Genomic DNA, 24,515 nt, shown 5'->3' with positions numbered 1-24,515 from the left:
GGCGCCGTGCCGGGCCGGGCGGCCGCCTCGGTTAGCCTGGGGGCACGATGAACCGTCTGACCACGCCTTTCGGCTCCTACGAGCTCACCCGTTTCCCCGAAGACCCGCGCGACCAGCTCCGAGCCTGGGACGCGGCCGACGAGTACCTGCTGCGCCACCTCGACTCCGGTACGGGGGAACGCGGCCCGGTGGACCTGGCCGGCGCCGGGCAGATCACCATCCTCGGGGACCGGTGGGGGGCGCTGACGACGGCGCTGGCCGCGTACCGCCCGACGCAGATCACCGACTCCTACCTGGCCCGGGCCGGCACCGCCGCGAACCTGGACCGCGCCGGCATCGGCACCGCCAAGCAGACGGTGCGGCTGCTGACCACCCAGGACCCGCCGCCCGAGCGGATCGACGTACTCCTGGTCCGGGTCCCGAAGAGCCTGGCGCTGCTGGAGGACCAGCTGTACCGGCTGGCGCCGCACGTGCACGCGGGCACGGTCATCGTGGGCACCGGCATGGTCAAGGAGATCCACACCTCCACCCTGAAGCTCTTCGAGAAGATCCTCGGCCCGACCAGGACCTCGCTCGCCGAGAAGAAGGCCCGGCTGATCTTCTGCACCCCCAGTGCCACGTCGACGCGGGCGGTCGACCCGTGGCCGGTCACGTACACCCTGGACGAGGAGGCGGGCTCGGGCGCCGGCCTGACCGCCGTCAACCACGCCGGGATCTTCTGCGCGGACCGGCTCGACGTCGGCACCCGCTTCTTCCTCCAGAGCATCCCGACCAACACCGACGGCGCCCGGGTCGTGGACCTCGGCTGCGGCAACGGCATCGTCGGCACGGCCGTCGCGGTCGCGGACCCGCGCGCGGAGATCGTCTTCACCGACGAGTCGTACCAGGCGGTTGCCTCCGCCAAGGCCACGTTCCGCGCCAACGTCCACCGCGAGCGCGAGCGGGCCGACTTCCTCGTCGGCGACGGCGTGGCCATGCTGGACCCCGGTTCGGTCGACCTGGTGCTCTGCAACCCGCCGTTCCACTCCCACCAGGCGACGACCGACGCGACGGCGCTGCGGATGTTCGCGCAGTCCCGCAAGGTGCTGCGGCCGGGCGGTGAGCTGTGGGTGGTCGCCAACCGCCACATGGGCTACCACACCCACCTGCGCCGCCTGTTCGGCAACAGTGAGGTCACGGCGAGCGAGCCGAAGTTCGTGGTGCTGCGCGCGGTCAAGCGGGACGAGCGCTCACGCCCCGTGTGACCTGCTCGTATACCCGCCGGTACGGCCCGCGGTACGCCCTGCGCCCGGCCTAGACTCGGCCGCGTGAGCAGCCCGGTGCGAAATGACGGTACGGACGAAGGCGCGGACGGCGGTGCGGACGGCGGTGTGAACGGCGGTGCGCACCGCGCGCGCTACCGTCGCGAGGAGCTGGCCAGCGCAGCCGGCGTCAAGGTGCGCAACCTGCGCTACTACCAGGAGCGCGGGCTGCTCCCGCCGCCGCGCCGCGAGGGCCGGATCGCCTGGTACTCCGCGGACCACCTGACCCGGCTCCGGCTGATCAGCGATCTGCTGGGGCGCGGGTACACCGTCAACGGGATCGCCGAGCTGCTGCACGCGTGGGATGCGGGCGGCGGCCTGTCCCAACTCCTGGGCCTGGAGCGGGCGATGACCCGCGACTGGGTACAGGACGAGCCGGTCACGATGACCCTTGCCGAGCTGCGCGAGCTGTTCGGCCCGGCGGCGACGGCCGAGGACACCCGGCGGGCCGCGGAGCTGGGGTACGTACGGATCGAGGGCGGCCGGGTCACGCACCAGAGCCGGCGGCTGCTGGAGGCGACGCTCACGCTCGTGCGCCAGGGCGTGCCGCTGGCGGAGGTCCTCGACGCGGGGGGCTTCGTACAGGCTCAGGCGGCCGCGCTCGCCGACCGGTTCGTCGGACTGTTCCGGCGGCATGTGGTCGGCCCGGACGGCCTGGAGCACCTTTCGGCCAGTCAACTGGATCACATCTCGGAAGCCGCGGCGGCGCTGCGGCCCGTGGCGGGCGAGGTCGTGGCCGCGGAGTTCGCCCGGGCCATGGCCCGGCGGGTGGAGGCGGAGGTCGCCGAACTGCTGCGCACTGAGCAGTGACCGACGGGTAGGAGTCGGCCGAAAGGGTACGGTCGAACAACCTTGCCAACCCCCATTGGCACTCTTACATTCAACTCGTCGGTAACAACGGTGCACAGCCGAAATAAGGGACGATCTCATGGCAGATTCCCCCAACTTACCGGATCCCTCCGCCCCGCCCGGCAGAGACGACGAAGGAGGCGGCCGCGTCCGCTGGCGCCGTTTCGCCGTCCTGACAGTCCCCGCCGTGGCCGTCACCGCGGGCCTGGGCATCGCCCTCGCGCAAGGTGTGCTCGCCGCCTCGTTCGCCGTGTCGGGCCAGCAGTTCAAGGTGTCGGCGGCGAGTCTGGAGGGCGAGGGCTTCGCCCAGTACGGCAGCGTCGACGTCAACGCCCGCGAGGAGCTCATCCCCGTGGCGGTCACCGCCATCAAGGAGGCCAAGCTCCACAGCCTCTGCCAGTCGGTGGTCACCACGCTCCCCGTCGTCGGCGACATCTCGCTCAACCTCACGGCCGGCGACAAGACCCCCGTCGAGGCCAGCAACCTGTTCGTGGACGCCACCCAGCTGTCCGGCAACGCCGTCTTCACCAACATCGAGATCGGCCGTGACGCGTCCACCCTCGACAAGGGGCCGGCGGAGGCCGTCGGCATGCAGGACCTGTTCGCCCAGCAGGCGGACACCGTCAGCATCACCGATCTCCACCAGACGGCGTGGGCGACGAACGCGGGCACCTTCAAGCTGTCCGGGCTGAGCATGAACATCAGCAAGGGCAAGAAGGAATGCTTCTGAGCCGCTGGCGGCGGTGGCGGCGGGGCAGGCCCTTCTGGGGAGGACTCTTCGCCGTCCTCGCCGGGGCGGAGATCTGCATCCTGCCGCTCGCTCCGCTGAAGGTGATGCTCCAGCAGGGCATCGCGGGCATCCCGTCCGTCCTGATGGGCGTCGTCATGATCGTGCTCGGCCTCACCGCCTGGTTCTCGCCGGCGCAGCGCAGCCTCGCGGGTGTCCTCACCACGCTCGTGGCCACCGCCGCGCTGGTCATGTCGAACCTCGGCGGGTTCCTGGTCGGCACGCTGCTCGGGATCCTCGGCGGCGGGCTGATGTTCGCCTGGCAGCCGCACGCCGCCGCACGCCCCTCGGCTGCACCGCACGGCCCCGCACCGCACTCCCCCGCACCGCAGCCGCCCGCACCGCCGCACTCCGCCTGACCGCCGCGGTCCCCGCACCACCGCACTCCCGTACCACCGCAGTCCCGTTCCACCGCAGTCCCCCACACCCACCGGCTCCAGCCCGCACCCCCGATCCCCAAGGAGCGCCACCCATGAGCCGCACCTGTACCGCATTCGCCCTCGGCCTCGCCGCCGCCGGAGCGCTGTCGGTGGCCTCGGTCACCGCCCCCGCCACCGCCACACCCTTACCGCTGGCCGGGTCCACCACCGTCACCCCGGCCGGACACTCCTTCAAGGCCACCCTCAGCGGCAAGGCCACCCTCAAGGCCGGTTCCGTGACGGTGACCTGTTCGGTCTCCGTCTCCACCGGCACGGTCCCGGCCGCCCCCGGGAACCAGAACGCGGCCGGGCCCGTCTCGTCGCCGATCTCGGCGCCGACGTACAGCTCGTGCACCTCCAGCATCCCGGGCGTGACCCCGACGGTCACCACCAGCGGTTCGTGGTCGGTGTCGATGCAGGACGGATCCCCGATCACCGCCACCATGACCGTCCCGGTCGGCGGGCTCGTCGTGCACACGACCGGCCTGGCCACCTGTACGGTCACCGCGGCTCCGTCCGCCCCGGCGAACGTCGCCGGGAGCTGGGTGAACGGCGCACCGCCGAGCCTGACCTTCACCAACGCCGCGGTGCCGGTCACGGTCACCGGCGGGTTCGGCTGCCCGACCAGCGCGACCTCGTCCACCTTCAACGCCGTGTACAAGGTCACCGACACGACGGACCCGGCGCAGCAGATCACCGTCGGCCCCTGACGGGCGCCGGCGACCCGCGTACGAGGAGGCCCGCCGGCCCCGGAGCGATCCGGGGCCGGCGGGCCTTTCGCCGTCACGGGTCTCAGCGGTGGGCCGGGAACTCCACCACCTGCTGGTACGTGGGCCGGTTCTGCCAGTTGATCTGCGGATGACTCAGGCCGCCCACCGGACGCTGCACGATCGAGTCCGCGCACCACTGGTTGCCGGCCGCGCAGGTGCCGTCGGCCGGGTACACGTCCGCCACAGGGGCCGCGGCGGCCTGCTTCAGCGTGGCCGCGACGGCGTCCCGGCACGCGGACAGTGAGCCGCCGCCGCAGTACATACGGGCCAGCGGACCGGCGACCGGGTGTCCGAGCACCGCGCGCAGGTCCTTGTCCGCGTAGCTCCACCAGCCGTACTGGAACGCCGATCCGGCGTGTGAACCCGTGGGGCCGTGGCCCGCGTTGGGCGCCTCGTCGACGCTGAGGGAGGCCCGCAGGGCGTCGTAGAGCGGGGCGCCGAGGCCCGGTTTGAACTCGGCCTCGATCAGCAGCGGCCACCAGGCGTCCATGATGCGGATGGCCTCGGCGTGCGCGTACGTCTTCGAGCCCTGCGCGGTCTCCTTGCGCCGGGCGCCGGCCGCCTGCCAGGCGGCGAGCTTGTCGGCAGCGGCGGCCACCGCCGGGTCGGTGAGCGGGGCGCTGCGCAGGACGGCGAGCAGTTCGGGCAGCAGGTTCTCGGCCCGCAGGTCGGTGACGGCCGCGTCCGCCATGGCCTGGGTGAGCTTGGCACGGGTCACCCCGCCGGCGGCGACGAGCGGTTTGACGCGCCGGTCGAGGAGGTCGCCCCGGTGCACGGAGCCCATGCCGAAGCCGGCCGCACTGTAGTCGTCGGCCTGCTTGTTGTTCCAGCTGACGTAGTAGTCCTGCCCGATGGACTGCGGGTGCTCGGCGGGCGGGGTGTAGGCGGCCGTGTTGGCGGTGGGGTCGAACCCCTGCCATTCGTACTGCCGCTGCGCCGCGATGGGCAGCGCGGCGTCCACCGAGGCCGGCCGGACCGGGTTCAACCCGCTGTTGTAGTAGGCCGCCTCGCGCGCGTCGGCGTAGAACCAGTTGAAGGCGTACCCGATGTGCTGGGCGGCCTGCTGGAAGGTCCGGGCGTCCGTCACGTACGAGGGGTCGTTGAGCATCTGGAAGCCGATGATCGAGTCGGCCTCGTGGCGGTACGTGGAGCGCAGCGCGGTGTAGGCCACGGGTTTGCCCGAGACGGTGGCGCGGTGGGTGACGATGCCGTAGTTCGTCCGCCAGACCTGCATCCGGTACGAGCCGTTCGGTGTCGGGTCGGCCACCGAGGACTTCCAGGCGTTGGTGCGCTCCAGTTTCTCCATCGGGGTGCAGGCGCCGTGGTAGAGGTACGAGGCGCTGGCGGTGGTCGGTGTGCCGCCGCCGGGCTCGCAGAGTTCGACGGCGAAGGTGTCGGTGATGTCCTGCCCGGCCGAGGTGGCGCTCCAGGCGTAGTCCTGGCCGCGGCCGAGCTGGACGTACATGCTCACACCGGCAAAGGAGGCGCCGCGGGCGCTGATGTCCGGGCCCTGGATCTCCTGGAGCATGAGGAGCTGGGGTGCGAGGTAGCCGGTCTGCGGACCGAACACGGCGACGGGGTGGCCGCTCGCGGTCTTCGCCCCCGAGACGAGCAGGGCGTTGGACATGCTCTGCTTGACCGGCTTGGGCGGGTTGGCGGCGGCCGGGGTGGCCGCGGCGCCCGTACGGTCGTACACGAGCTGCTCGGCGGTGACCGAGCCCGGGTCCGGGAGGGCGGCGCCCTGCGGGTTCGCGGGCTTCTGCGCGTACGGGAAGGACGTGCCGTCGTGGACGGTGAGCACGGCTTCGGGGTCGTTGCGTTCGCGGAAGGACTCCCAGACCCGGGTGCCCTCCTCCAGGCCGTACTGCCGCTGCGCGGCGAGCAGGGAGAGCGCGGCCTGCACCTCGCCGCCGCCTCCGCCGCCGAACAGCCCGCCGACGACGGAGGCGAGGGCGATCAGGTCGGTGACCTTGAAGGGCTGGATCTCGCCAGCGTTGGTGATCGAGTCGATGTGACCGGTGAGGACGTATTCGCCGGGGAAGTAGCGGCCGTTCTTGGACTGGACGCGGTAGGCGTTGATGCCGTCCACGTAGGCCTGCGCGTCCTCCATCGCGAGGCGGCCGCGGTCGCCCTCGGTGGTGCGGATCCGGTCCACCTGGGCCTGGAGGTCGGCCTCGGTGTACGGGGCCTGCGGCCAGAACTGCTGTTCCAAGCCCTGGTTGGCGAGGGCGCCGCCGGCGAAGGGGGTCAGGTCGCCCCGGCCCACGTGGCGGAACAGGTCCATCTGCCAGAGCCGGTCCTGGGCGGCGGCGAAGCCCGCGCCGAAGGAAGTGCCGTAGCGGGTGGTGCCCTTGATGTGGGGGACGCCCGTCTTCTTGTCCCGGGTGATCGTGACGTCGGAGCGCGGGCTGGAGGTGGACTCGACCTGGTCCGCCGGGACGCCGAAGGAGGCGTCGTTGAAGAAGTCTTCGACCTTGGCGTCGGTGAGGCTGGGATACCCGGCCACCAGGGAGTCGTACCGGGCCAGTTGGTCGGAGGCGTGGGCCGGCATCGTGCCGAACGCCTTGTGCAGCAGGATCTGGGCGAGGGTCGCGTTGCCGTTCTGGCCGGGCGGCAGGATGTCCGCGCACTGGCCGCCGCAGTAGTCGGCGACGGTCAGTGGCACGGGCACGTCGGCGGCGGCCGCGGGGGCGAGCGGGGAGAGCAGGGCGGCGCCGAGGGCGATCACCCCGGCGGCGACGGCTGTTCTCAGACGGACGGTGGGACGTCGCATGCGTTCCTCCGTGGGGCAGGAAGCGGTCACGGGGGAGGGTACTGGCGAGGTCTACCACTCAGTAAGATGAACGACCGTCACTTTTCACGGCAGTTGCTGCCGCGGACGTAAATCCGTTGCCCGAACCGCGGGTGTCCGACAGGCTCCCTGCCATGTCACGAACTGCCATGCCCCCCGAAGCGCACCAAGTCGCCGACCTCTTCTCCGGCGGGCGGCTCATCGCCGTCCCGCGCAGGACCGCCCGCCGCGAACAGCTCCTCGCCCACCTCGCCGAGACCCTCTTCGCGCCCGACCGGGCGTACACGGAGTCCGAGGTGAACGACGCGCTGCGCACCGTGCACGAGGACTGCTCGGCGCTGCGCCGCTACCTGATCACCGCGGGCCTGCTGACCCGCACCCGGGACGGCAGCAGCTACCGGCGGGCCGCGGCTATCCCCGGTACGTCTCCAGCAGCCTGAGCCAGATCTCGCTGACCGTCGGGAACGCCGGGACCGCGTGCCACAGGCGCTCGATCGGGACCTCCCCCGCGACCGCGATGGTGGCCGCGTGCAGCAGTTCGGCCGCGCCCGGTCCGACGAAGGTGGCCCCGAGGAGCACCTCCCGGTCCAGGTCGACGACCATCCGGGCGCGGCCGCGGTACCCGTCGGCGTACAGGCCCGCGCCCGAGACCCTGCCGAGGTCGTAGTCGACGGCGCGCACCCGGTGGCCGGCCCGTTCGGCCTCGGCGAGGGTGAGGCCCACCGCCGCGGCCTCCGGGTCGGTGAACACCGCCTGCGGCAGGGCCTGCGTATCGGCGGTCGCCGCGTGCGCGCCCCAGCGGGCGGTGTCGAGCGCGGGGCTGCCCGTCGCGCGGGCGGCGATGGCGGCTCCCGCGATCCGGGCCTGGTACTTGCCCTGGTGGGTCAGCAGGGCACGGTGGTTCACATCGCCGACCGCGTACAGCCAGTCGTGGCCCTGGGCCCGGCAGGTGTCGTCGACGGCGATCCAGTCGCCGGGCGTCAGCCCGACGGTCTCCAGCCCGATGTCCTGCGTGTGCGGGGAGCGGCCGGTGGCCACGAGCAACTCGTCGCCCTCCAGGAACTCGCCGCCCTCCAGCACGACCCGGACGGGCCCCGTCGAACCGTCCCGGACGACCGCCTCCACGGAGACCCCCGTCCGGACCACCGCGCCGGCCTCGCGCAGCGCCTCGGCGACCAGCTCTCCGGCGAAGTCCTCCATCCGCGGCAGCAGCCCGGAGCCCCGTACCAGGACGGTGACCTGCGCGCCCAGGGCCTGCCAGGCCGTCGCCATCTCGGCGGCCACCACCGAGCCGCCCACGATCAGCAGCCGGCCCGGCACCTCCCGGGCGGAGGTGGCCTCGCGGCTGGTCCACGGCCGCGCACCGGCGAGCCCGGGCACGTCCGGGACGACGGCACGGGTGCCGGTGGCGACGACCACCGCGTGCCGGGCGGCGAGCACGTGGTGCTCCCCCTCGGGGCTGGTGACGGCGACCTTGCGGACGCCGTACAGGCGGCCGTGGCCGCGGTAGACGTGCGCACCGATCGAGGCCAGCCAGTCGACCTGGCCGTCGTCCTTCCAGTTGCCGGTCCAGTAGTCGCGGTGCGCGAACACGGCCTCCGCGTCGAGCGGCCCGCCGACGGCGCCCGCCAGGCCCGGCACCCGGCGGGCATCGGCCCTGGCCAGCGCCGGGCGCAGCAGCGCCTTGCTCGGCACGCAGGCCCAGTACGAGCACTCGCCACCGATGAGTTCGGCCTCCACCAGGGCGGTGCTCAGCCCGGCGGCGCGGGTCCGGTCGACGACGTTCTCGCCGGCCGGGCCCCCGCCGAGCACCACGACGTCGTACTCCACCGCTTCCGACACAGTCACCGTCCGTGGTCCCAGGGCCTCATCTCCCGGTCACTTTACGTGTGCCGCGGGCGAAGTGCCGAAGGCGCGAGGGGGGTTCTCAGGCCTCCGTCGTACCGGTGGAGTCCCCCGCGGCCGCCTGGCCCTCCTGCTGCGCGGCGATCTTCGCACGCACCTCGTCCATGTCCAGCGCCCGCGCCTGCCCGATCAGGTCCGTCAGAGCGGTCTCGGGCAGCGCGCCGGGCTGCGCGAAGATCGCCACCTGGTCGCGGACGATCATCAGCGTCGGGATCGACGTGATCTGGAAGGCCGCGGCCAGCTCCTGCTGCGCCTCCGTGTCCACCTTGGCGAAGACCAGGTCGGGGTGCGCCTCCGAGGCCTTCTCGTAGACCGGGGCGAACTGGAGGCAGGGCCGGCACCAGCCCGCCCAGAAATCGATCAGCACGAACGGGTTCTCGCTGACCGTCCGGTCGAAGTTCTCCTTGGTGAGCTCGACAGTAGCCACGGTGTCCAGACCTCCTGATTGCCTTGTATGCACCTTGAACGATCGACCCGCCCCGTGCATTCCGCCCGCAGGCCCGCCGGCGCGGGGACCGCACGCGCGCGGCCCTCAGGAGAGGCCCGCAGGAACGGCCCGCAGGAACGGCCCTCAGAAGGGGTGAGCCGCCGGGGCCGAGCGGACCGTCGTCCAGCGCAGCTCCGTGAAGGCGTCCAGGTTCGCCTCCCCACCGAACCGGGCCCCGGTGCCGGAGGCGCCCGTCCCGCCGAAGGGGGCCACGGCCTCGTCGTTCACCGTCTGGTCGTTGACGTGCGCGATCCCTGTCGGGATGCGGCTCGCCAGCTCCAGGCCGCGCCCCGCGTCCCGGGTCACGATCCCGAGGGAGAGACCGTACGGGCCCGCCGAGGCCAGGGCCACCGCCTCCTCCTCCGTGCCGAAGGACCGGACGGGTGCCACCGGGCCGAAGACCTCCTCCGCGTACGCCGGGGTGTCGTCGGCGACGCCCGCCAGCACGGTGGGCCGGTAGAACAGCCCCTCGTGGGTGCCCCCGGCGACGAGCTTGGCTCCCTGCCCCGTACTGGCCTCCACCAGGCCGTGGACCCGCTCCAACTGGCCCCGGTCGATCAGCGGCCCCAGGTGCACACGCTCGCGGTACGGGTCCCCCACGGTCAGCGCCTCGGCCCGCACGGCGAGCCGCTCGACGTACTCGTCGTACAGCGAGGCGTGCACGAGGTGCCGGCCGGCCGTCATGCAGATCTGGCCCTGGTGGAAGAAAGCCCCCCAGGAGGCCTGCGCCACGGCGGCCTCGACATCGGCGTCCGCGAGGACGACCAGCGCCGAGTTCCCGCCCAACTCCAGGTGGGCCCGCTTGAGATGACGGCCCGCCAGCTCCCCGACGAGCCGTCCGGCCGCCGTGGACCCGGTGAACGACACCACCCGCACCAGCGGATCGGCGACCACCGCCGCCCCGGTCCTGGCGTCCCCGGGCAGTACGTGCAGCAGCCCGTCCGGCAGCCCCGCGGCGGCGAAGACGGCGGCGAGCGCCAGGCCGCCGCACACGGCGGTGCGCGCGTCCGGCTTCAGGAGCACCGCGTTGCCGAGGGCCAGGGCCGGCGCGACCGAACGGATCGCCAGGATCAGCGGCGCGTTGAACGGGGCCACCACACCGACCACCCCGGCCGGGACCCGGCGGGTGAACGACAGCCGCGGCGCCTCGCTCGGCAGCACCTGCCCGGCCGGGCGGGAGGCCAGCGCGGCGGCCTCGTAGCACTCCTGGGCGGCGACGTGCAGCTCGAAGTCCGCCTTGCCGGGTATGGAGCCGGACTCCCGCACCAGCCAGTCCCGCAGCTCGTCGGCGTGGGCCGAGAACAGGTCGCCGGCGCGGCGCAGGACCGCGGCCCGGGCCGGGTGGCCGGCCCGCGCCCAGTCCTCCTGGGCGGCCCGGGCCCGTACGGCGGCCTCCGCGACATCGGCGGGTGCGGCCAGTTCGACGGTGGCGAGGGTACGGCCGGTGGCGGGTTCGACGACCGGGGCGCAGCCCCCGGTCAGGGTCGGTCCGTCCTGCCAGAGCGTCGGTTCGAGGAGCGGCATGGCGCAGGGCCTCCGGTGGGGATGGGCGGGGCGGGGGGCGGCAGCACGCGCCATCGTGCCAGACCGGAGGCACCTGTATCTGTTCAGTTATTGGGCAGTTGACGGGACGTCATGACCGGAAACGATCGACCGCCCGGCGGGGTGGGCGCGTTCAGCGCTCCAGGACGAGCGCGATGCCCTGCCCGACCCCGATGCACAGCGTCGCCATGCCCGTACCCGAGCCGGCCGCGGCCAGCTGGTGCGCCACCGAACCGGCCAGCCGGGCCCCGGAGGCACCCAGCGGGTGGCCGATCGCGATGGCTCCACCGCGCGGGTTGAGCACGGCCGGGTCCAGCTCCGGCCAGGCCGCGACGCAGCCCAGCGCCTGCGCCGCGAAAGCCTCGTTGAGCTCGACCGTCGTCAGGTCGGCCAGGCTCCGGCCCGCCTTGGCGAGCACGCGCTGCACGGCGTCGACCGGGCCCAGGCCGAACAGCTGCGGCTCGATGCCGGTGACCGCGGAGGCGCTGATCCGGGCGAGCGGCTCCCGGCCGGTGGCCGCCAGCCCCTCCTCGTCCGTCAGCAGCAGCGCCGCGGCGCCGTCGTTGAGCGGGGAGGCGTTCGCGGCCGTGACCGTACCCGTGCCGTCCGTCCGGAAGGCGGGCTTCAGCCGGGCCAGCGCCTCGGGGGTGGAACCCTCGCGGATGCATTCGTCGCGTACGAGGTCCACGCCGGGGTACGGGACGACCTCGTCGTCGTACAGGCCCGCAGCCCACGCGTCCGCGGCCTTGCGGTGGCTCTCCAGCGCGAAGAGGTCCTGGGCCTCGCGGGTGATGCCGTGCTTCTCCGCGATGAGTTCGGCGCCCTCGCCGAGCGAGACCGTCCACTCGGCGGGCATGCGCGGGTTGGTCATCCGCCAGCCCAGGGTGGTGGACCACATCTGCTGGTGACCGGCCGGGAAGGACCGCTCGGGCTTCTGCACCACCCAGGGGGCGCGGCTCATCGACTCCACCCCGCCCGCGATGGCCACGGAGGCGTCGCCCAGTGCGATCGCCCGGGCGGCCTGGATCACCGCTTCGAGACCCGAACCGCAGAGCCGGTTGACGGTGACGCCGGGGACGGACACCGGGAGCCCGGCGAGCAGGACGGCCATCCGGGCCACGTCCCGGTTGTCCTCGCCCGCGCCGTTGGCGTCGCCGAAGACCACGTCGTCGATCCTGGCGGGGTCCAGGTCGGGCGTACGGTCCACCAGCGCCCGCACGACGTGCGCGGCGAGGTCGTCCGGGCGGACCCCGGCGTAGGCGCCGCCGAACTTGCCGATCGGGGTGCGGACGGCGTCGACGACGTACACGTCGCGGACGGTGCGGATGCTCATGGGGGCTCTCCTGGGCGGATCCGTACGGGCGGCGCCGCGGCGGTGCCGTGGTCGGCACCCGACGGCGCCGGGCACGCCCGGTGGGGCGCGCCCGCAGTCTCCGTCCGCAGGTCACCGGCTGTCAACGGCCCCTCGTCGGCCGGTGGCGGACACGGCCGCCGACCGCCGGGTCAGGCGGCCGGGCCGATCGGGGGCGAGGAGGGCCGATGGGGGGCGAGCAGGGCCGAGCAGGGGGGTCGGAGCGATCAGGCCGTCGGGCCGACGCGTCGCGCGCCGGGTCTGGCCGGGTCGGGCCGGGTCGGCGGCGCCGCCGCCGGGCCCACCGTCACGTGGACCCCCGCCGGACGGCCACGGCGGCCATCAGGTCGTGCCGCTGCGTGATCTCGGACGGCTCGCGCACCGCCCGGTCCACCAGCTCCGCCAGGTGGTCCCCGGAGGGCAGCTCGACCTGCACCGTGCTGAGCCGCGGCCGCAGCAGCCTGCCGATGAGCAGGTCGTCCGCGCCCATGACCGCGACGTCCTCGGGGACGCGCAGCCCCTCGTCGAGCAGGGCGCGCATCAGCAGCATCGCGTACTCGTCGTTGTACGCGAACACCGCGCCCAGGCCGAGGGAGCGCCAGCGGGCGGCCAGGGCGGCGGCCGACTCCTCCGAGTAGGCCATCGGGAGCGGTTCGATCACGGCGTCCGCAACCGAGCGGGCGCCCTCCAGCCGGGGAGCGGAGAAGAGCTCCAGCCCCTCATCCTCCGGGACGACCACGCCGATCCGCCGATGACCCCGCTCGACCAGGTGGGCGGCGGCCCGGACGCCCACCTCGCTCTGGTCCATGACCAGGGAGTGTGCCCCGGGGACCCCGGCCGGGCCCATCGTTATCACCGCACGGGCGCCGGCCCGCTTGAGCGTGGCCACGTTGTGCGCGCACAAGGCGATCTCGCCGAGGGAGATCACCGCGACCGGGCGCAGCTCGGCCCAGGCGCGGGCGGCCTCGTCACCGCTGAGGCCGAGGCTGCCGTACTCGACCACGGTGTAGTCGAGGCGGCGCAGGGACCACTGGAGCTCGCTGAGGAACGCGCTGTAGGGCGGCCCGATCGGCACGTGCGAGGTGGGCAGCAGCACGATCCGGGTGTGCCCGGCGCGCAGGCTGCGGGCGGCGGCGTGCGGCACGTACCCGAGCTCCTCGGCGGCCTGGCGGACCTTGCGGCGGGTCGGTTCGCTGATGCGTACGGCTTCCGCGTTGTTCAGAACGTACGAGACCGTCGCGCGCGACACACCGGCGAGCCGGGCCACGTCGGCGCTGGTCGGCACGGGGGCCGCCGCAGGAGCGGTGCCGGGGGGCGACGCAGGGGAACGCGTGGGCCCCGGGGCCGAAGACTTCGGCGACTTCGATGACTGTGACATTGCCGTGGCATCTTTCCAGACCGAGTACGCCCGGGGCCTAGCGGTTGGCCGGAAACGGCTGCTAGACAGCGATGACACGATTCATTGACACATGTCACCATGAGGTCGCATCGCACGCCCCGGGGCGACGCAGCACGTGTCCCCCTATCCCGCCGCGCCGCCGCCCCGCCGCACTCCGTCGCACCCCCGCCGTCACGCCGGGGCAGCGCGCACGTCGGCGTCGGCGGCATCCTGCTCGCCCTCCAGCCCGAACCCGTCGACCCGGCGGACGAGGTCCCCGACTTCGGCCTGATCGAGGGGTCTCATGGCCTCCCTGGAGGGCCGGATCCAACCGCTCTAGCCACCCTCGGTCCCTCCCCGTTACCTTCGGACCTACCGAGCGGTAATGGGGAGGTCCGATGTCGGTGACGTCAGGTACGCAGTCTTCAACCGTCCCGTCCGCCTGCGGCGGGCTGGTGGACACGGCGCGGGCGCTCACCGAAGGGGGAGTCAGCTCACGCCGGCTGACCGAGGAGGCACTGGCGCGGATCGAGGCCGCGCAGCCCGGACTCAACGCCTTCCGGATCGTACGCACCGAGTCCGCGCTCGCCGAGGCGGACGAGGCCGACCGGCGCCTGGCCGCCGGAGAGCGGCTCCCGCTGCTCGGCGTACCCGTCGCCGTCAAGGACGACATGGACGTCGCCGGGAGCCGACCGCGTTCGGCTGCGCCGGGGAGTTCCCGCCGAAGACCGCCGACAGCGAGGCCGTACGAAGGCTGCGCGCGGCCGGCGCGATCATCGTCGGCAAGACCCAGACGCCGGAGCTGGGTCAATGGCCGTTCACCGAGGGCCCGGCGTTCGGCGACACCCGCAACCCGTGGAACCCGGCGTACACGCCCGGCGGTTCCTCCGGCGGCTCGGCGGCGGCGGTGGCCGCGGGACTGGTACCAGCGGCCCTCGGGTCCGACGGGGCGGGTTCCGTACGCATCCCCGCGGCCTGGACCCACCTGGTGGGCGTCAAGCCGCAGCGCGGCCGCATCTCCACCTGGCCCGAGCCGGAGTCGTTCCACGGGCTGACGGTCAACGGCGTGCTCGCCCGCACGGTCGCCGACGCGGCGCTCCTGCTCGACGCCGCGAGCGGCCAGCACCCCGGGGACCGGCACCACCCGGCCCCCGTCTCCGCGGTCGAGGCGACCCGCCGCACCCCGCGCCGGCTGCGCATCGCCCTGTCGTTCGGGATGGCCTTCACGGCAACGCCGAAGTCCCTCGACCCGGAGGTCCGTTCGGCGGTGGAGCGACTCGCCGGGCGGCTGGAGTCCCTGGGCCACGAAGTGGTCCCGCAGGACCCGCGCTACGGACAGATCGGCCTGACCTTCGTCCCCCGCGCGACCCGCGGCGTCCGGGACTGGGCGTCCCGGGTGCCGGACCCCGCCCTGCTGGACCCGCGCACGCACGAGGCCATGCGCACGGGCCGCATCCTGGGCGGCCTCCCGCTGAGGGTGTCCCGTCGGGCGGAGGCGCGGCTGCGGCGGCGGGTGGGGGAGGTCTTCGACCGGTTCGACGTGGTCCTGACCCCGACGACGGCCACGCCGCCCCTGCGGATCGGGGCCCTGGCGGGGCTCGGCGCGATGGCCACGGACCGGGCGATGATCGCGGCGTGCCCGTACGCCTGGACGTGGAACGTCCTGGGCTGGCCGGGGGTGAACATCCCGGCGGGATTCACGACGACGGGCCTCCCGATGGGAGCCCAACTCCTGGGCCCGGAGGGAGCAGAGCCCCTCCTCCTGAGCCTGGCCGCACAGACGGAGGCGGCGGAAGACTGGGCGCGACACCGGCCGGGCGGCATACCGGGCGTCGGCGCGCTCGGCACATGAGGAGACGGTCGGGGGCCCGGGGACCGGGACGCGCCCTCCCGGCATCGGAAAGCCGACCGGAACATCCGGGGCGGGGACGGGCGGGGCGGGGTCGGTGGGGTGGGGGCCGAGGGGCGGGGTTTGGGTGGGGCGGGGTCGGTGGGGTGGGGCGGGGGCCGAGGGGCGGGGTCCGGGCGGGACGGTGTCGGGGTGGGTCCGGGGGCGTCCCGTCAGTCCACTGTCCTTCCGTGCCGTGCCGGCCCGTCAAGGGCGCTCCTCCGTCGCGTCGCTTCGCGATGGCCTGCGGCCACCCTTGACCGCCCGTCCCGTCCCGGAAAGACAAAGACTGCCGGGAAGCCCCCGAAGGATGGCCGGGGGGCACGTGTCCAGGGGCGACCCCATCACAGATCCGGGACAGGGGTCACGATCGTCAGCAGCCGGCTCACCGGGACCGGCCAGCCAGCCAGTAATGGCGGGCACGCCCCCATGCGGGCCCGTAAAAGCCCTTTCTCCGGACCCCGGCCGGGTCAACCCGCACCAGGCAGCGACCAGCACCCCATCCCAGTAACCCTGGGCCGGTGGACGCCTCAGATCGCTACGCGCTTCTCCCGGCTAAGCGTCCACCGGCCGTCCGTGGCCGTTCATAGGCCGCCCAGACCTGGACATTGGCGACCTTTTAGGGCGTCTGCGGTCTGTCTGTGGCGGCAAGCGGCCGGGAGGGAGTCTGATGCCGGATCTTCCAACCTCCCACTCCAGCAAGCCGCCTCACACTCCCGAAGTGGCGAACAAAAGGGACAAACAGCCCGCTGTCGCGTGCTTGGTGATGGAGTGCTGGTCGTGGGCGGCTTATGTCCGGCCACAGACGGCCGGTGGACGCTGAGCAGGGAGAAGCGCGTAGCGATCTGGGGCGTCCTCGGGCCCACTCCGACCCTGATGAGCTTCTGGACGCTGCCAGGTGCGGGCCGCGCCCCATCGTCGTCTGACTGGCCGGTCCTGGCGGACCGGCTGCGGAGGGACGGGGACCCCCGGCCCTGATCTCTGACTGGGCCGCCCCTGGACACGTGCCCCCCGGCCATCCTTCGGGGGCTTCCCGTCAGTCTTTGTCTTTCCGGGACGGGACGGGCGGTCAAGGGTGGCCGCAGGCCATCGCGAAGCGACGCGACGGAGGAGCGCCCTTGACGGGCCGGCACGGCACGGAAGGACAGTGGACTGACGGGACGCCCCCGAACCCACCCCGACACCGCCCCGCCCGGACCCCGCCCCTCGGCTCCCGCCCCACCCCACCGATACCGCCCCGCCCCAACTCCCCCTTCCTCCCCTCCCGGAGATCCGAACCACCTCTCCCCTCCCGCCCCCTCCCGTCACCCCCACCCCCTCAACAACCTGTCGAAGCTGCGCGATCTCATGTAAGTTCCCTTTGGGAACTAAACCCACTCACCGATTCGTCAGAACACAACGGGGAGCAGGAGCACTCATGGCCCAGCAGGCGACGTGGACTGCCGTGGACGACTACTTCAACGGGCTGCTCGTCCGCGAGGACGACGCGCTCGTCGCCGCCGGGATCGACACCGAGGCAGCGGAGCTGCCCGCGCACCAGGTGGCTCCGAATCAGGGGAAGTTGCTGAACCTCCTGGCCCGCATCCACGGCGCCCGCACCATCCTCGAGATCGGCACGCTCGGCGGTTACAGCACCATCTGGCTCGCCCGGGCGCTGCCCGCCGGCGGGCGGCTGGTCACGCTGGAGGTGGACGAGCGCTGCGCCGACGTCGCCGCCGCCAACATCGCCCGGGCGGGGCTGGACGAGGTCGTCGACATCCGGCGCGGCCGGGCCATCGACCTGCTGCCCGGGCTCGTGGACCTCGCCCCGTTCGACCTCGTCTTCATCGACGCCGACAAGCCGTCCAACCCGGAGTACCTGAAGTGGGCCCTCGAGCTCACGCGGCCCGGCAGCATCATCGTCGGCGACAACGTCGTCCGCGACGGAGCCGTCGTCGACGCCGACAGCACCGACCCCCGTGTCCAGGGCGTGCGACGGTTCACCGAACTCATCGCGGAGCACCCCCGGTTGACCGCCACCGCCCTCCAGACCGTCGGCAGCAAGGGCTATGACGGCCTGGTCCTGGCCCTGGTCACCGACTGACCTGCCGCAGGCCGACGGACCGCCGCTGCCGCGCCCGGGCGGTCCGAGCCAGGCCCGAGCCAGTAACCTCACCCGAATGACGGCACTTTCCCACCACAGCTCCGACCCCATCGAGCAGCCCGGGCGCGGCGGGGCCACCGCCACCACCGAGGCCGATCCGCACGCCATCGGGCCCGTGCGCACCGAGTACGCGCCCGACAAGGACGGCGATCCGGACCCCGGCGAGATCGTCTGGACCTGGGTCCCCTTCGAGGAGAACGACGGGCGCGGCAAGGACCGCCCGGTGCTGGTCGTGGCCCGGGAGGCGGGCGGGCGGACGCTGCTCGCCGTGCAGCTGTCCAGCAAGCGGCACGACAACGACCGGGAGTGGGTGCCGATCGGGACGGGGCCATGGGACAACGCGGGGCGGGAGTCCTGGGTGGACGTCGACCGGGTGCTGCGGGTGCACGAGGCGGGCATGCGGCGTGAGGCGTGCGCCCTGGACCGGGGCCGGTTCCAGCTGGTCGTGAACCGGCTCCGCGAGCGCTACGGCTGGCGGTAGCGCGCCGGACGCCCGGGACACGCCGGCGGATCAGCCGCCGAGGGCGGCCAGTGCCCGTTCGGCGTAGTGCGGTGCGCGCGCACCGAACAGTGCTCCGGTGGTGACGCCGCGCGGGGCGAGGTCGTCGGCGACGTCCTCGAACACGGCGTCGGGCGTGGCGTCGGGCGTCGAGCCGGGCGTGGAGTCGGGCGTAGAGCCGAGGGTGGGGTCTGCCCGAACCCCTCGCCGACTACCTCGCCCGACCCCTTCGGCCGAACCTTCGCCCCTCACACCCCGAACCCCGCGAAAGTCCGTTCGAATGCCTCTCGCGGGCCCGGATTGCGGTCCAGGATCCCGAACACCACCCGCTCGAAGACTCCCGCGAAACGGCCGGCCAGCAGGGTCCGGAAGGCCTCCGCGACCTGCGCGGGGTCGTTCTGGAACACTCCGCATCCCCAGGCGCCCAGCACCAGCCGGGGATAGCCGTGCAGCACCGCCGTCTCCAGGACGCGCTCCGCGCGTCGGGCCAGGGCCGCCGGGATCTCGGCGGTGCGCTCCGGTTCCTGGCGGCGGATGGTGCCCGCGTTCGGGGCCGGGGAGGTGAGGAAGCCCGCCCGGAAGGGAGTGTCGAGGAGTTCGCCGCGGTCGTCCCGGAAAACGGGGACCCCGGGCGAGTGAATCACCCGGTCGGTGTAGAAGGTGCTGCGTCCCGCGCGGTGGACCTCGTAGTACTCGGGGGCCTCCAGCAGCGTCTCGTACAGCGCGGAGGCGCGGCACAGCGCCTCCTCCTGGGCCTTGGCCCCGCGGAGGTAGCCACCCCCGGGATTGCGGGCCGAGGCGAAGTTCAGGACGGCCACCGGGGCCTGCTCCGGGTCGTCGCCGGCGAGCCTACGGGCTGCGACCGTGCTGCTCTCCCCCGTGACCTCGACGGTCGTCTCGTGGCGCCCGGAGGGAAAGTTCTCGTCTGGAATGACCGGGTTTGGCCCATATATCCTGGTTCCTGCCTTGGCGTCCGCCAGGGCGGCGGCGAGGGAGACCTCCCGCCCCGACCGCGTCCGGTAACCGCCGGCCGCCACGATGGACGCGTTCTCCCGCGCGATCTCGCGCAATCTGCTGCTCACGTCGCCATCATCGGCAGTACGGATCGCCCGCGGCCAGAGATTTTTCCGCGCGGCGCCCGGCTCCCACCTTTCAGGCCGCGAAGGACGGGTAGGCATGGTCAAGTCACATCATTGGACAGGAGACCCGGCCATGCCTCAGGACTCGTCCGCACCACCAGCCCCTCTGCCCCCGGGCGCCTCACCCGCGCTCAGTGAAACCGCCGCCGAGGACCTGGTCCACGGCATCTGCTTCAAGACCGGTCCGCCCCGCACCCTCGGTGCCGAGCTCGAATGGCTCGTACTGGACTCCGAGCGGCCCGGCGAGACAGTGCAGCCGGACCGGTTGACCGCCGCGCACGACGCGGCCCGCGCCCTGACCCTGAACTCCCGGCTCAGCATCGAGCCCGGCGGCCAGCTGGAGCTCAGCTCGGCCCCCGCCGCCTCCCTGTCCGGCTGCGTGGACGGGCTCCAGGCCGATCTCACCGCCGTACGCACCGCCCTGCGGGCCCGGGGCCTGGTCCTGTGCGGGACCGGCCGGGACGCGCGCCGGCCGCTGCGCCGGCTGCTGCACAGCCCGCGCTACGACGCGATGGAGATCTACTTCGACCGCACCGGTCCCGCCGGGCGGGCCATGATGCGCGCCTCCGCCTCCGTGCAGGTCTGCGTGGACGCCGGTTACGAGGAGCCGGGCCCGCTCGGGTACGGCCGGCGCTGGCGCCTGGCGCACCTGCTGGGCGCCGTGTTCGTGGCGGCCTTCGCCAACTCCCCCGCGCACGAGGGCCCGTACGCCGGCTGGCGGTGCTCCCGCCAGGGGATCTGGCGGGACATCGACAGCCGGCGCGCGCTCGCCCCGCCACTGGACGCCGAACCGCGGGCCGGTTGGACCCGGCACGCGCTGGACACCGAGGTCATGTGCCTGCGGTCGTCCGACGGCGGGCCCTGGACGGCCCCGCGCGGGCTGACCTTCCGCGACTGGCTCCGGTCCGGCGGTGGGGCTGCGGGGGCCGACGGCAGCCCCGGGTCCCCCGTCCTGCGGGCGCCCACCGCCGAGGACCTGGAGTACCACCTGACGACGCTGTTCCCGCCGGTGCGCCCGCGCGGTCATCTGGAGTTCCGGATGATCGACGCACAGCCCGGTGACGACGGCTGGCTGGTGCCGGTGGCCGTGGTGCACGCCCTGTTCGACGATCCCGAGGCCGCCGAGATCGCGTGCCGGGCGGCGAAGGCGCTGGCCGACGCCCACGGTCCCGGACCCGCGCCGCGCAATCCTCTGTGGCAGTCCGCGGCCCGGCACGGCCTGGCCGATCCAGAGCTGCGTACGGCCGCGGCCGCGTGTTTCCGCGCCGCGGCGCAGGCGCTGCCGAGGCTCGGGGCGAGCCGGCACGTCCAGGACGCCGTCGGCGCCTTCAACGAACGCTACGCACTGCGCGGTCGATGTCCCGCCGACGACGGCCGTCGGCAGCTGACCGGAACGGGGGCGCACTGATGACCACCTCACCTTCTTCGGCGGATTCCACCCGCTCCCCGGACCAAGCGCCCGCGGCGCTGCGCGAGCGGGCCTTCACGGCGCTGACCGCGGCCCGCGCCCGCACGGCGCTGCTCACCGACGCGGTGAACGACCGGGACCTGATCGCCCAGCACTCCCCGCTGATGTCCCCGCTGGTGTGGGACCTGGCCCACATCGGGAACCAGGAGGAGCTCTGGCTGCTGCGCAACGTGGCCGGGCACGCGTCCCTGCACCCCGAGATCGACCCGCTGTACGACGCCTTCCAACACCCGCGCTCGGAGCGGCCGAAGCTGCCGCTGCTGGGGCCCGCGGAGGCCCGCCGCTACGCGGCCGAGGTGCGGGGCCGGGTCTTCAACCTGCTGGAGCGCACCGCGCTGGAGGGCACGGCGCTGCTGGACGACGGTTTCGCGTTCGGGATGATCGCCCAGCACGAACAGCAGCACGACGAGACGATGCTGATCACCCATCAGTTGCGCCGGGGCGAGCCGGTGCTCACCGCGCCGGATCCTGATCCGCCGCGGGGCGCTCCGCCGTCCGCGGCCGAAGTGCTGGTGCCCGCGGGCCCCTTCACGATGGGGACCTCGGCCGAGCCGTGGTCGCTGGACAACGAACGGCCCGCGCACACCCGGGAGACCGCGGCGTTCTGGATCGACACGGTGCCGGTGACCAACGCCGCGTACCAGGCGTTCATGGCGGACGGCGGCTACGGGAACGAGCGCTGGTGGGCTCCTGAGGGCTGGGAGCAGATACGCCGGCACGGGATCGGGGCGCCGCTGTTCTGGCGCAGGGAGGCGGGCCAGTGGCTGCGCCGCCGCTTCGGGGTGACCGAGCCGGTGCCCGCCGACGAGCCGGTGCTGCACGTCAGCTGGTACGAGGCGGACGCGTACGCCCGCTGGGCGGGACGGCGGCTGCCGACGGAGCAGGAGTGGGAGAAGGCGGCCCGGCACGATCCGGCGACCGGGCGTTCCACGCGCTATCCGTGGGGCGACGAGGACCCGACCCCGGCGCACGCCAACCTGGGCCAGCGGCATCTGCGGCCGGCTCCGGCGGGCAGCTATCCGGCGGGGGCGTCCCCGCTCGGGGTGCGCCAGCTGATCGGTGACGTGTGGGAGTGGACGTCCTCCGATTTCCTGCCGTACCCGGGGTTCCGGGCGTTTCCGTACCGCGAGTACTCGGAGGTCTTCTTCGGCCCGGAGCACAAGGTGCTGCGGGGTGGTTCGTTCGCCGTGGATCCGGTCGCCTGCCGGGGCACGTTCCGCAATTGGGACCTGCCGGTGCGCCGTCAGATCTTTTCGGGTTTCCGGACCGCGAGGGATGTCTGATGTGCCGCCACATCGCCTTCGTGGGGCCGGAGGTGCCGTTGGCGCGGCTGTTGAGCGAGCCGGAGCACTCGCTCGTCCGGCAGTCCTGGGAGCCGCGGCGCCAGCGCCACGGCACGGTGAACGCGGACGGTTTCGGTGTCGGCTGGTACGCGGAGGGCGACCCGGCTCCCGCCCGCTACCGGCGGGCCGGGCCGATCTGGGGCGACCTGAACTTCGCCGATCTGGTCCGTGTGGTGCGCACCCGGGCGGCGCTGGCCGCCGTACGGGACGCCACCGTGTTCGGGGCGGACGGGGAGGCCGCGGCGGCGCCGTTCGCGTCGGGGCCGTGGCTGTTCAGTCACAACGGCGCGGTCCGGGACTGGCCGGACGCGGCGGCGCCGCTCGCGGCCACCCTGCCTCCCGGGGAGCTGCTGTCGCTGGTCGCGGGCACGGACTCGGCGCTGGTCTGGGCCCTGGTGTTGCACCGGCTGCTGCGGGGGGACGACCTGGGCACGGCGCTCGCCGAGCCGGTGCGGGAGTTCGAGGCGGCCGCTCCCGGCTCCCGGCTGAACCTGCTGCTGACCGACGGAACGGACATCGCGGCGACGGCCTGGGGTGATTCGCTCTGGTACCTGGTCGACGTGGGGGCGCAGCGCACGGTGGTGGCGTCCGAGCCGTACGACGACGATTCCCGCTGGTGCGAAGTACCCGACCGGACCCTGCTGACCGCCCGTGGCACACGGGTCGACCTGACCCCGCTGAAGGAGAATCCCCTGTGAGCGACTTCCAGTTGACCCGCACCCTCGACGAGCACTCCGCCGACGCCGCGCTGCGCGCGGACGTCCTGCACGGGCTGACGGCGGCCCCCAAGGTGCTGCCGCCCAAGTGGTTCTACGATGCGCGGGGCAGTGAACTCTTCGAGGAGATCACCCGTTTGCCGGAGTACTACCCGACGCGCGCCGAGCGGGAGATCCTGCTGGCGCGGGCCGGGGAGATCGCGGCCGCGAGCGGGGCGCGCACGCTGGTGGAGCTGGGTTCCGGCTCCTCGGAGAAGACCCGGCACCTGATCGAGGCCATGCCCGCGCTGCACACGTACATTCCGGTGGACGTGAGTGGGAGCGCCCTGGAGGGGGCGGCGAAGGTGCTGCTGGCGGAGCACCCGGGGCTGCGGGTGCACGCGCTGGTGGCGGACTTCACGAAGCCGCTGCGGCTGCCGGACTCCCCCGGCCCCCGGCTGGTGGTGTTCCTGGGCGGCACGGTCGGCAATCTGCTGCCGCCGGAGCGTGCCGTGTTCCTGGCGTCGGTACGGGCGATGCTGTCGCCGGGGGACGCGCTGCTGATGGGGACGGACCTGGTGAAGGACGAGGCCGTGCTGGTGGCCGCGTACGACGACGCGCAGGGGGTGACGGCCGAGTTCAACAAGAACGTCCTGGCCGTCGTCAACCGGGAGCTGGGCGCGGACTTCCACACCGACGACTTCGCGCACGTCGCGGTGTGGAACCGGGAGCAGGAGTGGATCGAGATGCGGCTGCGGGCCCGGTCGGAGCTGGTGGTGAAGGTCCGGGAGCTGGATCTGGTGGTGCCGTTCGCGGCGGGTGAGGAGATCCTGACGGAGGTTTCCGCGAAGTTCCGTCAGGAGGGTGTGCGGGCGGAACTCGCCGAGGCCGGGCTGGAGTTGACCCGGTGGTGGACGGATGCGGAGGGCCGCTTCGCCCTGTCCCTGTCGGTGGCGGACGGTGCGGTCGGCTGGGCCGGTACGCCCGGGAGCAGTACGGAGGAGGCGGGTACGGAGTCCGCGGCGACGGCCGCCTGAGCCGCGGCCGCGAGGTCCCGCCGGTCCGGGTGGCGGCCCGGCGGGATCCGCGGCAGCAGCCGCACCTCGGCCCGGACCCCGCGGGCGCGGGCGATCCGCCACAGGGAGGCGGTCAGCGGGTCGTCCCCGACGAAGGCGGTCGCACCGGCGGGGCTGCCGTCGGGCAGCCGGTAGGCGAGCCGTACGGGCTGTACGGGGACCCCGGCGTTCAGGGCGGCCTGGAAGGCGGCTCTGCGGAAGGTCCCCCGGGCGCGGCCGCACCAGGTGCTGCCTTCGGGGAAGACGGTGACGCGGTCGCCGGCCAGCAGGGCGCCGGTGAGGGCGTCGACGGTGTCGGGGAGGGTACGGATCCGCTCGCGTTCGATGAAGAGGGTGCCGTTCTGCCGGGAGAGCGGGCCGAGCAGCGGCCAGTGGCGGATGTCGCTCTTGGCCAGCATCCGGCAGGGCATGACGGCGGCGACGAGCGCGATGTCCAGCCAGGAGATGTGGTTGGCGACGATCAGCCTGCCGCCGTCCGGCCCGGGGTTTCCGTGCACGGTGAGGCGGAGGCCGAAGGAGCGGACCAGGGCGGTCGCCCAGGCCCTCACGAGCATGCGGCGGGGGCGGTCGGGGAGCAGCCGGACCGGCTGGAAGCCCAGGATCCCGAGGAGGACCAGGGCGGCGGCGGTGGTGAGCCGGAGCACCGCGCGGGCGGGGCTCGCGCTGTTCCCGTCGTGGCCGGCG

General features: G+C 73.4%; 19 protein-coding genes and 2 pseudogenes. 13 read left to right on the top strand and 8 right to left on the bottom strand.

Translation table 11 applies throughout. The features are described 5' to 3' along the window. Positions 1 to 56 precede the first annotated feature (56 nt). The 5 genes from ACIPK4_RS19455 to ACIPK4_RS19435 all read left to right on the top strand — a co-directional run bounded on the left by ACIPK4_RS19455 (position 57) and on the right by ACIPK4_RS19435 (position 4,066). Complete coding sequence (locus ACIPK4_RS19455) at positions 57 to 1,244, top strand: methyltransferase (protein WP_402314404.1); 1,188 nt, start codon at positions 57 to 59, stop codon at positions 1,242 to 1,244. A 63-nt stretch (positions 1,245 to 1,307) separates the two neighbouring features. Further along, entirely contained in the window at positions 1,308 to 2,111 is an 804-nt protein-coding gene (locus tag ACIPK4_RS19450) for a MerR family transcriptional regulator (protein ID WP_402314117.1), read from the top strand. Between the two features lie 118 nt (positions 2,112 to 2,229). Then, positions 2,230 to 2,880, top strand: coding sequence for a DUF6230 family protein (locus ACIPK4_RS19445; protein WP_402314115.1), 651 nt, complete (start codon positions 2,230 to 2,232; stop codon positions 2,878 to 2,880). Next, on the top strand, positions 2,871 to 3,296 hold the full coding sequence (locus ACIPK4_RS19440; protein ID WP_402314113.1) for a DUF6114 domain-containing protein: 426 nt from the start codon (positions 2,871 to 2,873) through the stop codon (positions 3,294 to 3,296). The genes ACIPK4_RS19445 and ACIPK4_RS19440 overlap by 10 nt, the downstream gene beginning before the upstream one ends. A gap of 113 nt (positions 3,297 to 3,409) precedes the next feature. Beyond that, positions 3,410 to 4,066 carry a hypothetical protein gene (locus tag ACIPK4_RS19435; protein ID WP_402314111.1) on the top strand — a complete coding sequence of 219 codons (657 nt, stop codon included), beginning with the start codon at positions 3,410 to 3,412 and terminating at the stop codon, positions 4,064 to 4,066. 82 nt (positions 4,067 to 4,148) lie between these two features. Here the strand turns inward: ACIPK4_RS19435 and ACIPK4_RS19430 are convergent, their stop codons facing one another. Beyond that, positions 4,149 to 6,899: a penicillin acylase family protein gene (locus ACIPK4_RS19430; protein WP_402314109.1), complete on the bottom strand. Its 2,751-nt coding sequence runs from the start codon at positions 6,897 to 6,899 to the stop codon at positions 4,149 to 4,151. Between the two features lie 152 nt (positions 6,900 to 7,051). Between ACIPK4_RS19430 and ACIPK4_RS19425 the strand changes: the two genes are divergently transcribed. Then, complete coding sequence (locus tag ACIPK4_RS19425; RefSeq protein ID WP_402314107.1) at positions 7,052 to 7,357, top strand: DUF2087 domain-containing protein; 306 nt, start codon at positions 7,052 to 7,054, stop codon at positions 7,355 to 7,357. Here ACIPK4_RS19425 and ACIPK4_RS19420 read toward each other — a convergent pair. From ACIPK4_RS19420 to ACIPK4_RS19400, 5 genes are all read right to left on the bottom strand, one after another. Then, positions 7,329 to 8,759 carry a dihydrolipoyl dehydrogenase family protein gene (locus ACIPK4_RS19420; protein ID WP_402314402.1) on the bottom strand — a complete coding sequence of 477 codons (1,431 nt, stop codon included), beginning with the start codon at positions 8,757 to 8,759 and terminating at the stop codon, positions 7,329 to 7,331. The genes ACIPK4_RS19425 and ACIPK4_RS19420 overlap by 29 nt on opposite strands. An 85-nt stretch (positions 8,760 to 8,844) precedes the next feature. After that, on the bottom strand, positions 8,845 to 9,249 hold the full coding sequence (locus ACIPK4_RS19415) for a thioredoxin family protein (RefSeq protein WP_402314105.1): 405 nt from the start codon (positions 9,247 to 9,249) through the stop codon (positions 8,845 to 8,847). A 144-nt stretch (positions 9,250 to 9,393) separates the two neighbouring features. After that, the gene (locus tag ACIPK4_RS19410) at positions 9,394 to 10,833 is read right to left on the bottom strand and encodes an aldehyde dehydrogenase family protein (RefSeq protein WP_402314103.1); all 1,440 of its coding nucleotides are present in this window, start codon (positions 10,831 to 10,833) and stop codon (positions 9,394 to 9,396) included. Between the two features lie 151 nt (positions 10,834 to 10,984). Next, complete coding sequence (locus ACIPK4_RS19405; protein ID WP_402314101.1) at positions 10,985 to 12,184, bottom strand: thiolase family protein; 1,200 nt, start codon at positions 12,182 to 12,184, stop codon at positions 10,985 to 10,987. A gap of 325 nt (positions 12,185 to 12,509) precedes the next feature. Further along, positions 12,510 to 13,487 carry a LacI family DNA-binding transcriptional regulator gene (locus ACIPK4_RS19400; protein ID WP_402314099.1) on the bottom strand — a complete coding sequence of 326 codons (978 nt, stop codon included), beginning with the start codon at positions 13,485 to 13,487 and terminating at the stop codon, positions 12,510 to 12,512. A 491-nt stretch (positions 13,488 to 13,978) separates the two neighbouring features. On the opposite strand from ACIPK4_RS19400, the pseudogene ACIPK4_RS19395 reads away from it, so the two are divergent. The 3 genes and pseudogenes from ACIPK4_RS19395 to ACIPK4_RS19385 all read left to right on the top strand — a co-directional run bounded on the left by ACIPK4_RS19395 (position 13,979) and on the right by ACIPK4_RS19385 (position 18,092). Further along, a pseudogene (locus tag ACIPK4_RS19395) lies at positions 13,979 to 15,432 on the top strand (amidase). 1,453 nt (positions 15,433 to 16,885) lie between these two features. Further along, a complete protein-coding gene (locus ACIPK4_RS19390) occupies positions 16,886 to 17,551 on the top strand; it encodes an O-methyltransferase (RefSeq protein WP_402314097.1) in 666 nt (221 codons plus the stop codon). 76 nt (positions 17,552 to 17,627) lie between these two features. Further along, a complete protein-coding gene (locus ACIPK4_RS19385; protein WP_402314095.1) occupies positions 17,628 to 18,092 on the top strand; it encodes a type II toxin-antitoxin system PemK/MazF family toxin in 465 nt (154 codons plus the stop codon). Between the two features lie 266 nt (positions 18,093 to 18,358). Here the strand turns inward: ACIPK4_RS19385 and ACIPK4_RS19380 are convergent, their stop codons facing one another. After that, positions 18,359 to 19,192, bottom strand: a complete 834-nt coding sequence (locus ACIPK4_RS19380; protein ID WP_402314093.1) for a TIGR02452 family protein — start codon at positions 19,190 to 19,192, stop codon at positions 18,359 to 18,361. 130 nt (positions 19,193 to 19,322) lie between these two features. Here ACIPK4_RS19380 and egtA point away from each other — a divergent pair, with 130 nt between their 5' ends. Genes egtA through egtD form a run of 4 tightly spaced genes read left to right on the top strand, consistent with a single transcriptional unit; the run spans position 19,323 to position 23,792 of the window. Then, positions 19,323 to 20,657, top strand: coding sequence for an ergothioneine biosynthesis glutamate--cysteine ligase EgtA (gene egtA, locus ACIPK4_RS19375; RefSeq protein ID WP_402314091.1), 1,335 nt, complete (start codon positions 19,323 to 19,325; stop codon positions 20,655 to 20,657). Then, on the top strand, positions 20,657 to 22,000 hold the full coding sequence (gene egtB, locus ACIPK4_RS19370) for an ergothioneine biosynthesis protein EgtB (RefSeq protein WP_402314089.1): 1,344 nt from the start codon (positions 20,657 to 20,659) through the stop codon (positions 21,998 to 22,000). Before egtA ends, egtB begins: the two co-directional genes overlap by 1 nt. Next, on the top strand, positions 22,000 to 22,758 hold the full coding sequence (egtC, locus tag ACIPK4_RS19365; protein WP_402314087.1) for an ergothioneine biosynthesis protein EgtC: 759 nt from the start codon (positions 22,000 to 22,002) through the stop codon (positions 22,756 to 22,758). Before egtB ends, egtC begins: the two co-directional genes overlap by 1 nt. Continuing rightward, entirely contained in the window at positions 22,755 to 23,792 is a 1,038-nt protein-coding gene (gene egtD / locus ACIPK4_RS19360) for an L-histidine N(alpha)-methyltransferase (RefSeq protein WP_402314085.1), read from the top strand. Before egtC ends, egtD begins: the two co-directional genes overlap by 4 nt. Before the next feature lie 239 nt (positions 23,793 to 24,031). Here the strand turns inward: egtD and ACIPK4_RS19355 are convergent. Continuing rightward, positions 24,032 to 24,385 (bottom strand): annotated as a pseudogene (locus ACIPK4_RS19355) (lysophospholipid acyltransferase family protein); the annotation flags it as partial. Positions 24,386 to 24,515: the final 130 nt, after the last annotated feature.

It is taken from the genome of Streptomyces sp. NPDC086989 (genome assembly GCF_044745505.1).
Taxonomy (GTDB): Bacteria; Actinomycetota; Actinomycetes; order Streptomycetales; family Streptomycetaceae; genus Streptomyces.
Note: the sequence above shows the minus strand (reverse complement) of the source record. Positions and strands in the feature narration are given on the sequence as shown.